General features: G+C 66.1%; 12 protein-coding genes. 7 read left to right on the top strand and 5 right to left on the bottom strand.

Annotation, left to right across the window (positions count from 1 at the left end; genetic code table 11):
* Positions 1 to 29 precede the first annotated feature (29 nt).
* Entirely contained in the window at positions 30 to 926 is an 897-nt protein-coding gene (locus QOL57_RS01615; protein WP_089240618.1) for a LysR family transcriptional regulator, read from the bottom strand.
* An 84-nt stretch (positions 927 to 1,010) separates the two neighbouring features.
* Between QOL57_RS01615 and QOL57_RS01610 the strand changes: the two genes are divergently transcribed.
* A complete protein-coding gene (locus QOL57_RS01610) occupies positions 1,011 to 1,790 on the top strand; it encodes an NAD(P)H-dependent oxidoreductase (RefSeq protein WP_089240620.1) in 780 nt (259 codons plus the stop codon).
* A 56-nt stretch (positions 1,791 to 1,846) separates the two neighbouring features.
* Here the strand turns inward: QOL57_RS01610 and QOL57_RS01605 are convergent, their stop codons facing one another.
* Complete coding sequence (locus tag QOL57_RS01605; protein ID WP_089240622.1) at positions 1,847 to 2,926, bottom strand: MBL fold metallo-hydrolase; 1,080 nt, start codon at positions 2,924 to 2,926, stop codon at positions 1,847 to 1,849.
* Positions 2,927 to 3,029: 103 nt separating this feature from the next.
* Between QOL57_RS01605 and QOL57_RS01600 the strand changes: the two genes are divergently transcribed.
* On the top strand, positions 3,030 to 3,641 hold the full coding sequence (locus QOL57_RS01600) for a TetR/AcrR family transcriptional regulator (protein WP_089240624.1): 612 nt from the start codon (positions 3,030 to 3,032) through the stop codon (positions 3,639 to 3,641).
* A gap of 16 nt (positions 3,642 to 3,657) precedes the next feature.
* Here QOL57_RS01600 and QOL57_RS01595 read toward each other — a convergent pair whose 3' ends face one another.
* Positions 3,658 to 4,290 carry a TetR family transcriptional regulator gene (locus QOL57_RS01595; protein WP_089240626.1) on the bottom strand — a complete coding sequence of 211 codons (633 nt, stop codon included), beginning with the start codon at positions 4,288 to 4,290 and terminating at the stop codon, positions 3,658 to 3,660.
* 103 nt (positions 4,291 to 4,393) lie between these two features.
* Here QOL57_RS01595 and QOL57_RS01590 point away from each other — a divergent pair, with 103 nt between their 5' ends.
* Positions 4,394 to 5,053, top strand: coding sequence for an O-methyltransferase (locus tag QOL57_RS01590; RefSeq protein ID WP_089240628.1), 660 nt, complete (start codon positions 4,394 to 4,396; stop codon positions 5,051 to 5,053).
* Between the two features lie 7 nt (positions 5,054 to 5,060).
* On the opposite strand, the gene QOL57_RS01585 is transcribed toward QOL57_RS01590, so the two are convergent.
* Positions 5,061 to 7,001, bottom strand: coding sequence for an EAL domain-containing protein (locus QOL57_RS01585; RefSeq protein WP_089240630.1), 1,941 nt, complete (start codon positions 6,999 to 7,001; stop codon positions 5,061 to 5,063).
* Between the two features lie 99 nt (positions 7,002 to 7,100).
* Complete coding sequence (locus QOL57_RS01580) at positions 7,101 to 7,817, bottom strand: SDR family oxidoreductase (protein WP_089240632.1); 717 nt, start codon at positions 7,815 to 7,817, stop codon at positions 7,101 to 7,103.
* A 71-nt stretch (positions 7,818 to 7,888) separates the two neighbouring features.
* Here QOL57_RS01580 and QOL57_RS01575 point away from each other — a divergent pair, with 71 nt between their 5' ends.
* The 4 genes from QOL57_RS01575 to QOL57_RS01560 all read left to right on the top strand — a co-directional run bounded on the left by QOL57_RS01575 (position 7,889) and on the right by QOL57_RS01560 (position 11,568).
* Positions 7,889 to 8,692: an APH(3')-II family aminoglycoside O-phosphotransferase gene (locus QOL57_RS01575; RefSeq protein WP_089240634.1), complete on the top strand. Its 804-nt coding sequence runs from the start codon at positions 7,889 to 7,891 to the stop codon at positions 8,690 to 8,692.
* Positions 8,693 to 8,839: 147 nt separating this feature from the next.
* Entirely contained in the window at positions 8,840 to 9,430 is a 591-nt protein-coding gene (locus QOL57_RS01570) for a TetR/AcrR family transcriptional regulator (RefSeq protein WP_089240636.1), read from the top strand.
* The gene (locus tag QOL57_RS01565; protein WP_089240638.1) at positions 9,427 to 10,461 is read left to right on the top strand and encodes a DUF418 domain-containing protein; all 1,035 of its coding nucleotides are present in this window, start codon (positions 9,427 to 9,429) and stop codon (positions 10,459 to 10,461) included. Before QOL57_RS01570 ends, QOL57_RS01565 begins: the two co-directional genes overlap by 4 nt.
* Positions 10,462 to 10,560: 99 nt before the next feature.
* A complete protein-coding gene (locus QOL57_RS01560) occupies positions 10,561 to 11,568 on the top strand; it encodes an aminoglycoside phosphotransferase family protein (RefSeq protein WP_089240640.1) in 1,008 nt (335 codons plus the stop codon).
* Positions 11,569 to 11,760 lie beyond the last annotated feature (192 nt).

The following is an 11,760-nucleotide window of genomic DNA, read 5'->3' as shown; positions in this document are numbered from 1 at the left end:
ATTTCCCGGACGCGTCCCAGCCCGACGTTTCATGAATGCGCACAGATCCGCTCGCGCAACCAGCGATGTGCAGGATCGCGATGCACGCGCTCGTGCCAGAGCATCACCATTTCGAACCCCGGCACATCGAGGGGTGCTTCGACGGCCTTCAAGGCCGGGTCCTGCGCGACAAGGCGCGACGGCATCATCGCCACCAGATCCGTGCGCAGCAGCACGCTGCGCAGGAACAGGAAGTGCGGCACCGACAGCACCACGTTGCGACGCGCGCCGGCATGGGCCAGCGCGCTGTCGGTGCCGCCATGGAAGCCGCCGCCATCAGGTGACACGATCACATGGTCCAGCGCGCAGAACTGCTTGAGCGTCGGCCGCCGCTTCAGTCGTGGATGGTCGCGACGCCCGGCCAGCACGTAGCGTTCCTGGAACAGCGGACGATGGTGCAGCGAGGGAGGCGCGTCGGAGGTGATGTGGAGGGCGAGATCGATCTCGCCGCGTTCGCTCTGCGCCACCATCTGCGCCGGCGCCAGGCTGACGACGGCAATGCGGGTGCCGGGTGCACGCTGGCGCAGGTCGGCCAACGCCGGCAGGACGATCGTGGTTTCGCCGAAGTCCGAGGCCATGATCCGCCAGGTCTGCGTGGCCTGGGCAGGATCGAACGCCTGTACCGGCGCGACCGCACGCAGCAGTGCAGCCAGTGCCTCGGCCAACGGTTCGCGCAGTGCATCGGCCCGTGCGGTGGCACGCATGCCTCGCGGGCCCGGCAGCAGCAGTGGATCGTCGAACAGGTGGCGCAGGCGCGCCAGCTGCACGCTGACAGTGGGCTGGGCCAGATGCAGCCGCTCGGCCGCACGGGTGACGTTCTGCTCTTCCAGCAAGGCCTGCAGGGTCACCAGCAGGTTGAGGTCGATACGACGCAGGGTATTGTCCATGGCAATGCCGGGGATTGCAGGAATTCATTTCAACTATAGCGCGGCGGCGCCTAACGTGGCCGGCAATCCCTCCCTGGTACCACCATGAACGTCCTGCTTGTCTACGCCCACCCCGAACCCACCTCGCTCAACGGCACCCTGAAGGCCTTCACGGTCGAGCGCCTGCAACGCGCCGGCCACACTGTGCAGGTGTCCGATCTGCACGCCATGCAATGGAAGGCGCAGATCGACGCCGACGATCACATCGGGCGGGATCCTTCGGTGCCTTTCCAAGCTTCACTGGATTCTCGCGAAGCGTTCACCACCGGCCGCCAGAGTGCAGACATCGCCGCCGAGCAGGAAAAACTGCGCTGGGCCGACGCGGTGATCCTGCAGTTTCCGCTGTGGTGGTTCTCGATGCCGGCCATCCTCAAGGGTTGGGTGGACCGCGTGTACGCCTATGGTTTTGCGTATGGCGTGGGCGAACATTCCGATCGGCACTGGGGCGACCGCTATGGCGAGGGCGCGATGGCCGGCAAGCGCGCGATGCTGGTGGTGACCACCGGCGGCTGGGAGTCGCATTACGGTCCGCGCGGTATCAATGGGCCGATCGACGACGTGCTGTTCCCGATCCAGCACGGCATCCTGTTCTATCCCGGCTTTGACGTGCTGCCCGCGCATGTGATCTACCGCAGCAGTCGTATCGATGAGGCGTCGCTGCCTGCCGTGCTGGAGGGTCTGGGTGCGCGGCTGGATGGGCTGGCGAGCGATCCGGTGATTGCCTACCGGCGGCAGAACGGCGGTGATTACCTGATTCCGTCGCTGGAGCTGCGGCCGGAGTTGGCTGAGGGTGAGGCAGGGGTGGGTATCCACGTTGCTGGGTGACCGTTGCGTGGGGTCGTGCCGACACGGCCCCATACTTGGCCGCCGAGCGGGAGGGCTCAGCGGAGTTCCACCCGCTCCCACCAGCGCGTTCCAGCGGTCGGTGCCTGCATGTCCAGTGCCTCGCCCATCATCGGCGTGGCCACCGGCACGTTCTTCGCCGCAGCCAATGCGCTGATGCGTTCGAACGGCTGCTGCCATTCGTGCAGGGCCAGGTCGAAGGTGCCGTTGTGGATCGGCAGCAGCCACTTGCCGCGCAGGTCCAGGTGCGCCTGCAGGGTCTGTTCGGGCTGCATGTGCACGAACGCCCAGCGCTGATCGTAGGCGCCGGTTTCGATCATCGTCAGGTCGAATGGACCGTACTTCTCGCCGATGGCCTTGAAGCCATCGAAGTAGCCGGTGTCGCCGCTGAAGAAGATGCGGAAGTCGCCGTCCTGGATCACCCACGAGGCCCACAGGCTGCGATCGCTGTCACCCAGGCCGCGGCCGGAGAAATGCTGGCCGGGCGTGGCGGTCAGGCGCAGGCCAGCGGCTTCGGTGGATTGCCACCAGTCGAGCTGTTCAACCTTGGCGGCATCCACGCCCCAGGCAATCAGCTGGTCGCCCACACCCAGCGGCGCGATGAAGCGCGCGGTCTTGTCGGCCAGCTTCATCACGGCCGCGTGGTCGAGGTGGTCGTAGTGATTGTGCGAGAGGATGACGCCGGCAATCGGGGGCAGTTCGTCGATGCTGATCGGCGGTGCATGGAAGCGCGCCGGGCCCATCCATTGCACCGGCGAGGCGCGTTCGGAGAACACCGGATCGGTCAGCCAGTACTGTCCGCGCAGCTTCAGCAGGATCGTCGAATGGCCGAGCCGGAACAGGCTGCGGTCAGGCGCCGCGTCCAGCGTGGCACGGTCCAGCGTCTGCACCGGAATGGGGTGGTTGGGCACGGTGCCCTTGGGCTTGTTGAACAGGAAGGTCCACCAGATCTCCAGGCCATCGCGCAGGCCCATCGCCGGCTTCGGCAGGGCATTGCGGAACTTGCCTTCGCGGTACTGCGGCGAATCGGGGAAGTCGGGGAGGGACCAGGATTTGCAGAAGGTATAGGCGGTCACGGCGAGGATTCCGAGCAGGAGGACAAGGAGCAGGCGCTTCATGAGTGACGTCCGCAGGGTACACTGCACAGTGTAGTTTCCGATTTCTGAAAAGTACACTGTTGGGTGTAAAATGAGGGCGTTCGTTCAGCTATCTGGTCCCGCCATGTCCCGTGCCCCGCAACGCCTTACCGACCGCAAACGCGAGGCCATCGTCCGCGCGGCGGTGGAGGAGTTCCGTTCGGCCGGCTACGAGGCGACCAGCATGGATCGCATCGCGGCGGTGGCTGGTGTCTCCAAGCGCACCGTCTACAACCACTTCCCGAGCAAGGAAGAACTGTTCGCGCTGATCCTGGAAGAGCTGTGGCACAGCAGCGTGGCCAGCGTCGAGCTGCCGTACCGGGCCGACCAGCCGCTGGACGTGCAGCTGCTGCAACTGCTGCGGCAGAAACTGGACCTGCTGGGCGATGCCAACTTCATCGATCTGGCGCGGGTGGCGATGGCCGAGATCATCCATTCGCCCGAGCGTGCGCAGGCGATCGTCTGCCGCATGGGCGAGAAGGAGAGTGGCGTCAGCGCATGGATCCGTGCGGCGATTGCCGATGGGCGGCTGCGCGAGGTCGATCCGGAGTTCGCCGGCCATCAGCTGCAGGGCCTGGTGAAGAGCTTCGCGTTCTGGCCGCAGGTAACGATGGGCCAGGCGCCGCTGGCACAGGCCGAACGCACGCGCGTGGCCGAGTCGGCGGTGGCGATGTTCCTCGGTTTCTACGCGGTGTAGACCTCGGCCTGCGGGATCAGTGCGCGCCCAGATGCCTGAGGTAAGCGCAGAACATGTCGGCCACCGCATCGGAGTAAGTGCGTATCTGCGCTGCGGTGCGCGGTTCACTGGAGAATTCGCGGCCGGTGGCACCCAGCGTGGTGTCGATCAGATCAACCGCCAGCTGGCGCGTGCCCACCGAGGCCTGCGGCAGCACTTCGGCCATGAACGCGAGCATCGCATCGTCGGACTCGCTGCGTGCTTCCTGCGCTTCCGGTGCATCGCGGTACAGCGGCGCGGCATCGTTCAACGCGCCACGGGTCTGCGCTTCTTCGCATTCCGATTCGATGAACGCATGCACCAGCGTGCGCAGGCGCTGCAGGTGCGGTTGCCGTGTGTCCTGCAGGATGTCGCGCAGCATCGCGCCGGTCTGCTGCCACTCGTCGCGCTGCAGACGGAACAGGATCGCCGCCTTGTTGGGAAAGTACTGGTACAGCGAGCCGACGCTGACGCCGGCGCGTTCGGCCACCCGCGCGGTGGTGAACCGAGGGGCGCCTTCATGCTTCAAAACCTGAGCAGCGGCTTCGAGGATGGCCGCGACCAGGTCGTTCGATCGTGACTGGCGAGGCTGTTTTCTCGAGGAAATCTGCGGCGGGCGGCGCTCGGACATGGTGGTTTTCCAATGCGAATAGGCGGAACGGGGGATCGTCCGTATTCTTGATTGCGACGAATCATTCGCATTCTAACCCCGCCACCGAAAGGAACACCCGCCCATGTCCACCCTGATCTCCGCCCCGGTCGCGCCCCTCCTGGCGCGCCTGTTCACCGAAGCCGACAGCGCGCTCAGCCCGGCCTTGACCGCTGTTTCCGCCGAAGAGCGGCAGCGACTGCTCGGCAGCCGTACCGAATACCGGCGCCTGTACGGCGAGCTGCTGAAGGACCTGTGGCTGCCGGTGTCGCCGGAAACCGGCAACCTGCTGTACCTGCTGGCGCGCAGCAGCGGCGCGCGCAGCATCGTCGAGTTCGGTACGTCGTTCGGCATCTCCAGCATCCATCTGGCCGCTGCGTTGCGTGACAACGGCGGCGGCCGCCTGATCACCACCGAATTCGAGCCGGAGAAGGCGCGCCGTGCCGCCGGCCACCTGCGTGAAGCGGGTCTGGACGACCTGGTGGAGATCCGCGTGGGCGATGCACTGGAGACGCTGGCAGTGGACCTGCCCCATACCATCGATCTGGTGCTGCTCGATGGTGCCAAGGTGCTGTACGACGATGTGCTGGACCTGCTGCAGGAGCGGCTGCGTTCGGGCGCGCTGGTGGTGGCCGACAATGCCGACGACAGCCCGCGCTACCAGCAGCGCATGCGCTCGGGCAGCGCCGGCTATCTGTCGGTGCCGTTCGCCGAAGATGTGGAAGTGTCGATGCGCCTTGCCTGAGAGGTGTTCACGCCAGCTGCCGGAACTGCTCCGGCGGCAGGGCGTGTGCATACAGATAGCCCTGGCCGACATCCACTCCCAGCGCACGCAGTAGTTGTTCCTGTGCCGTGGTTTCGGTGCCTTCGGCGACGACGATGGCACCGCAGCGGTGCGCCACCTCCACGATGAAGCGGACGATGGACTGCGACTTGGCATCGGACAGCGTAGCGATCAGCGCCCGTTCGATCTTGACCTCGGCCACCGACAGCTGCGACAGCAGGATCAGCGTCGAGTAGCCGGCGCCGAAGTCGTCCAGTGACAGGCTCATGCCGGCGGCCAATAGAACCACGACGTTGGCGTCAACGACGTCGCGCTCGACGATCTCGGTCCACTCGACGATCTCCAGCCGCAACATCGCGCCGGGTATGCGTTGCTGCTCCAGCAAGGTGCACAGGCGCGCGCCGAAGCCGGGTTGGCGCAGCGATTCGGCGGACACGTTTACCGCGATCGTCAGCGTGTGCCCGTCATCCCTGCAGCGGCCAAGGAAGGCGATCGCTGCCTGCAGCGTGGCCCATTCCAGTTCGGCCAGACGCCCGCGGCGGCGCAGCAGCGAAACCACCCGCATCGGCGCAATCAGGTGACCATCGCCATCGCGCATCCGCAACAGCGCTTCGGCGCCGACCAGGTGGCGGTCATGCAGGCGGAACTTGGGCTGGTAGTACAGCGGTGCATCGGCGTGCCGCAGCCAGTGGTCAAGCGCGGTCTCGATCAGTGCATCCACTTCACTGTCGCGCTGGATGGGATCGTCGAAGAACACCACGCCGGAGTCGATCGTATTCAAGGCCAGGGTGACGGCGCGGAACGGGATGGAGTTGTCGTCGTGCATGGGTGGGGTCAGCTCGACCACCGCACAGCGGAACACCGGGCGGAAGCCCGGCCAGTCATCGCCGATCACCGTGGACAACCGGTCGGCCAACGCAGGCAGTTCGGCATCCGCGCGTAGATCGGCAAGGCTTGCGTCGAACAGCAGGATTGCCAGCGCGTTGTCTCCGAACTGATACACCTCCATCGTGCCGGTCGGCCTTGCATGCAGCAGGGTGCGGCGCACGGCTTCGGCGGTGTGCGGGTTCCACAGGCCGCTGTCATTCAGGGATCCATAGCGCAGCAGCAGATCCTGCAGGTTGCCCATCTCGGTCACGATCAGGCACGCATTGCCGCGATCTTCGCTGCTGCGCCAATGGCGTTGCAGGCGCTCGTCGAGGGCGCGCAGGTTGGGCAGGCCACTGATCGGATCGATGCGCATCCAGGCATGTTCGCGTTGGCGCTGGGCATCGATCTGCGCGTCGTTGTAGACCAGTGCGAATACCGCCGCCAGCACCAGCAGCGACACCGGCAGGGCCAGTACCCGCTGGGTGGCCAGCTCGAGCAAGGGCAGCTGCGCGCTGCCAATGATCGCCACGCCCAGCGCCAGGCCAAGCAGAGTCACCGCAATGCGCACCCCCCAGGCCTGCAGGATCAGCCGCAGCGAGAGGTGGGTGAGCATGCGCGGGTACATCCGCCCACGCAGCCAGATGCCTGCAAGCACCTGCAGCGCCGCTTCCAGGCCGGCCGGCAGGAAATACTGGGTGCCGGAGAACTGATAGCGCGCCAGCAGGCTGGCCAGCAGGCAGGTGACGCCGCCGCGCCAGCCGCCCAGCAGGCCGCTGATCAGCAGGATGTCGATGCCGAGATTGAGCTTGACCACGCCTTGCGCGTAGCCGGCCACGAACCAGGAGTTGAACAGATAGATCAGGCCGAGAATCGCGCCGATGTAGACGCGGCGCCCTTCGATGGCTTGACCTTGGCGGCGGGTGGCGATCAGGAATACGCCGATCATGCCGATCACTGCGGTGGCCTGCAGCAGGTACAGCGGCAGGCTGGGCAGGGCGCTGTCCAGGATCCGCGTCGAAACCCTTGATAGCGCGTCCATAGCCATAGCCGGTCCTGTGTGCGGCCAACTGCCAGTAGCCGCAGGGTAAACCACGGCCGCGTGTGCGGCCAAACCGGGGTTGCCAGCGCGTGCTGAGCGTTAGTAACGCGGATCGGCGATCGCAGGCAGTACCAGCTCACGGACGAAACTGGAGGGCGACAGCTGCAGCAGGGCGCGCACCATCGACACCACGTCGTGCACCGGCACGTACTCGCCATCGCCGCGTGCGGCCGCCTGCTGCAGGGGCACCGACAGTGCATCGTCGGTATTGAGGTAGCCCAGCTGCAGCGTCGTCACGGCCAGCCGCTGCTGGCGGAAGCCTTCGCGCAGGGCATCGGCGATGCCGTTGAGGGCGAACTTGGACGCGCCAAAGGCCACCTCGGGGCGGCCACTGCGCGGCAGTGCCGAGGTCGAGCCGGTCAACACCAGCTGTGGGCGGCGTCCGCCGAGCACACGCGGCAGCAGCTGTTTGAGCAGCAGCAGGGTGGCGGTGATGTTGACGTCCACCAGCTGCGCCAGCGCGCTGTCACTTTCGTTGAGGAAATCGTAGTGGTCACTGAATGCGGTCTCCTCCCAGATGCCGAGATTGTGGATGAGGACATCGAGATCCGGCGGCGCCTGTGCTGCGATGCTGACGGCCGCGCGTGCCGGCTGGCTCAGGTCTGCTTCAATCCAGTGCAGGTCGACGCCCTCGCCGCAGTCCAGCTGCGTGGGGCGTGTACGCGACACGCCGATGACGGTATCGCCGGGCTGGCAGAGGCCTTCCACGAAGGCGCGGCCGAGGCCTTTGCTGGCGCCGATGACCATGAGTTTCATGCGATGTCCTTTGCTGTGAAGTGTCCGCTTCGGAGAGAATCCAGGCTGTGACCGGGGCCGGAGCGGTGGAGATGGAAGCAGGATCGAGCGATGGCGATGTCATGCCCTTGCCGTCGCAGTGGTGCAGCGCGTTGCGCGATGCGGAGATCGAGATGCAGAGCATCGGCGTGTCGCGCGCTGATGTAGCGCGGGTGCGACGCCCGGGGTTGCCGGATGCGTTCCTGAAATCGGAAGTGATTGATGCCTTCAGCGAGCTGGATGGCGAGATCCTTCGTCTGCGCTGGCTGCGGGCACAGGGACAGCCGGCGCCAACGGTGCTGGATACGACGGAGGAGGGTGGTCGGCGCTGGCTGCTGATGAGCGCGTTGCCCGGCCATGACCTGGCATCGTCGCCGACGCTGCAGCCCACCCAGGTGGTCGTGCTGCTGGCCGATGCGCTGCGCGATCTGCATGCGCTGCCGGTCGTCGCTTGCCCATTCGATCATCGCCTCGCTTCGCGCTTGCCTGTGGTAGCCGCGCGCGTGGCGGCAGGACAGGTCGATGCGGGTGACTTCGACGATGAACGCCTGGGACAGAGTGCAGAAGAGGTCTATGCCGAACTGCTGGCAACCCGTCCGGCGGATGAGGATCTGGTGGTAGCGCACGGCGATGCGTGCCTGCCGAATCTGATCGCGGTCGACGGGCGCTTCAGTGGTTTCATCGATTGCGGCCGGCTGGGCGTGGCTGATCGTTGCCAGGACCTGGCGTTGGCCGCGCGCAGCCTGGTCCACAACTACGGCGACACCCGCTGGATCGCACCACTGCTGGCCCGGTATGGCATGCGTGCCGATGAACATCGACTGGCGTTCTACCGCCTGCTGGACGAATTCTTCTAGGGGCATGCGCGGTCCACTGGCGTTGCATGGCGCGGCAGGATCGGTCCTCAACTGCAGTTAAGGTCAAGCGCGGCGGCCTGAACGGCAACTGGCCGATAGCCTCGGCCTATCTTTTAAAAGGACGAACGTTCGTTCATTGTTTGCGGCATGAACCGAACCGACCGCAATGAGCAGCGCGCCGCGCAGATCCTGCAGGCTGCACTGCAATGCTTCCTGGTGAAAGGCTTCCACCAGACCAGCATGCGCGACATCGCGCAGGCGGCCGGGGTCAGCCTGGGTAATCTCTATAACCACTTTCCGGGCAAGGAGGCGCTGATCCTGGCGACCGCCGAGGTCGAGCAGGATGAGCTGCAGCCCCTGTTGCAACGCTTGACGGACTGCAATGGCGAACGTGCGCAGGTGCAGGTATTCCTGCAGGATTTCCATGCCCTGTGCCGGCAGCCGGAATGGGCGCTGCTGAGTGTGGAAGTGCTGGCCGAGAGCGCGCGCAATCCGGCGGTGGCGGCGGCATTTGCGGGCAACCGCGTGCAGTTGCAGCGCGGTCTGGAAGAGGCCCTGCAGGAGGTTGCGCGGCGTGAGCGCCGGCGCCCCGCGCTGTCGGCGACGCTGCAGTCGCAGGTGCTGCTGGATGCGATCGAAAGCGATGCGCTGCGGCAGGGATTGGGCGAGGCGCGCGATGCGGATGCCGACGTGCTTGATCCCGGCCTGTTGACAGCGCTGCTTGGCGGACGTTCGTGAGCAGCGACGATCGACGGTTGCATGGGCTGGACCTCGCGCGCTATCTCGCGCTGGCCGGCATGGTGCTGGTCAACTTCCGTCTGGCGATGGCCGTCGAGGCCGACGGTGGCGGGGTGCTTGCTGGATTTTTCCATCTGCTGGAAGGCAAAGCCTCGGCAACCTTCGTGACGCTGGCCGGGGTGGGGTTGATGCTGGCCACGCAGCGGCAAGCGTGGTGGCAGGCGAGCATGCAGACCTGGCGGCGGGCAGTGTTCCTGGCCGTACTCGGTCTGCTCAACCTGACCGTGTTTCCCGCCGATATCCTGCACTACTACGCGGTGTACTTCGCGGTGGCGGTGCTGTGGCTGCGCGCCTCGCCTCGTGTTCTGCTGGGCAGCATGGCTGCCCTGGCGATGGTCTCGTTCTGGGCCCTGCTGCGCTGGGACTACAGCCAGGGATGGAACTGGCAGACGCTGGCTTACGAAGGTCTGTGGCAATGGCCGGGTGCGATGCGCAACCTGCTGTTCAACGGTTTCCATCCCGTGTTGCCGTGGCTGTGCTTCTTCCTGCTGGGCATGCTGCTGGCGCGGCTGCCGCTGTCGCAGCCACGGGTGCAGCGCGCCCTGCTGCTGCTCGGCCTGTTGTTGATGGGCGCCGGCCAGGCGTTGCAGCAGTGGGGCCACGGCACGGCGTGGCAGCTGTGGCTGGCGACGCAGCCGATGCCGCCCGGTCCGGCGTATCTGCTGACCGGCGCAGGCGCGGCGTGTGGACTGATCGCCGCGTGCCTGTGGCTGGTGCGGCTGCATCCCGGTGATTGGCTGGAGCCGTTCACCGCGGCCGGACGGATGACGCTGAGCCTGTACGTGGCGCACATCCTGATTGGCATGGGCGTGCTGGAATCGCTCGGTCTGCTGGATGGAAGCGCCAGCCTGTCGTGGGTGTTGATGGCCGCGTTGCTGTTCGTGATGCTGGCAACCGCAGCAGCCTGGTTGTGGTCCTGGCAGTTCGCACGTGGTCCGCTGGAGGCGGCCATGCGACGCGTCGCCGGCTAGTTATTTCGTCGCAGGAGACCGTTGTTGTGACCCGTTAGCCTGTGCGGATGCAGGGCCATCTGCGATAGTAGGTGTCGTCACCAGAGCACGCCTGCAACCATGTCATTCGCTTCGGCGCAGCAGATCGTTGAGGTCCTGCAGCAGTCCTACGACATCAACGCGACAGCGGTGGTGCCGCGTCCGGTGGGTGCCGACGCCAACGCATGCGTCTTCCGCATCGATGCCCGCCACGACCACTGGTGGTTGAAGTGCCGCAACTATCAGGTTGCGCCAGCGGTCTGGGACAGCCTGCATTGGCTGCGTGGCACGTTGGGCATCGAAGAGATCGTTGCGCCCTGGCCGGCATTGACCGGCGGTGCCTCGGTGCAGCGCTGGGGCCTGCAGTTCACGTTGTTTCCCTATATCGAAGGGCAATCGGGCTTCGAGGCACCGCTGAGCCGCGCGCAATGGCGCAGGCTGGGCGAAGTGCTGCGGCGCCTGCATGAGGCCGGGATTCCGCCAGCGCTGCGCCAGGCATTGCCGACGCTGCGGCTTGAAACCGCGGCGGTCGATACGGTGGGTGCGTGGTTGCAGGAACCCGCAATGCTGGCGCAGGCGCAGGATCGATCCGGCAGTGCATTCCTCGCGCTGTGGCAGCAGCAGCGGCCGCGTATCGCCGAACTTCACCAACGTGCTGAAGCACTGCGTCGTGCGTTGCAGGACGAAGCCCCCGCACTGTGCCTGTGCCACACCGATCTGCACGCCGGCAACCTGCTGATGGGGCAGGATGACGCACTGCACCTGATCGACTGGGACGGCCTGGCACTGGCCCCGCGCGAGCGCGACCTGATGTTTGTCGGCGCTGCGGTGGGTGGCCGTTGGGGGCGTGAGCATCCGCTGGGCTTTGCCGAGGGGTATGGCAGCGACCTCGGCGATCCGCGCTGGATTGCGTGGTACCGGCATTGGCGCATCCTGCAGGACCTGATCGAGTTCGAGCAGATGCTGTTGGGCCCCGGCGCGGCGCAGCGCTCGCTGCAGCAGCACCGGCAATCACTGCATTACCTGGGCGAGCAGTTCGCGCCGGGCAATGTATTCGATGCGGCCGAGCGCGCGTATCGGGTGCTGTAGGGGTTTCGGCCGGGCTGCGCCCGGCACCTGCAGAGGCCGAAGCCGAAGCAACAGCAACTGCCGAAGCAACAGCAACCGCGGGCATTCCGTGGGAGGGCGGGGTGGGTCCGGTTGCGGGGGACGCCGTGAATCCGTCCATGGAGGCTTGGGCGCGCCATCCATGGCGCTTACACCCCCGCAACCGGACCCACC

This window comes from Stenotrophomonas sp. yr243 (genome assembly GCF_900184195.1).
In the GTDB taxonomy this organism is placed as follows: domain Bacteria; phylum Pseudomonadota; class Gammaproteobacteria; order Xanthomonadales; family Xanthomonadaceae; genus Stenotrophomonas; species Stenotrophomonas lactitubi.
The sequence above is the reverse complement of the archived record's forward strand: the minus strand, read 5'-3'. Positions and strand labels throughout refer to the sequence as shown.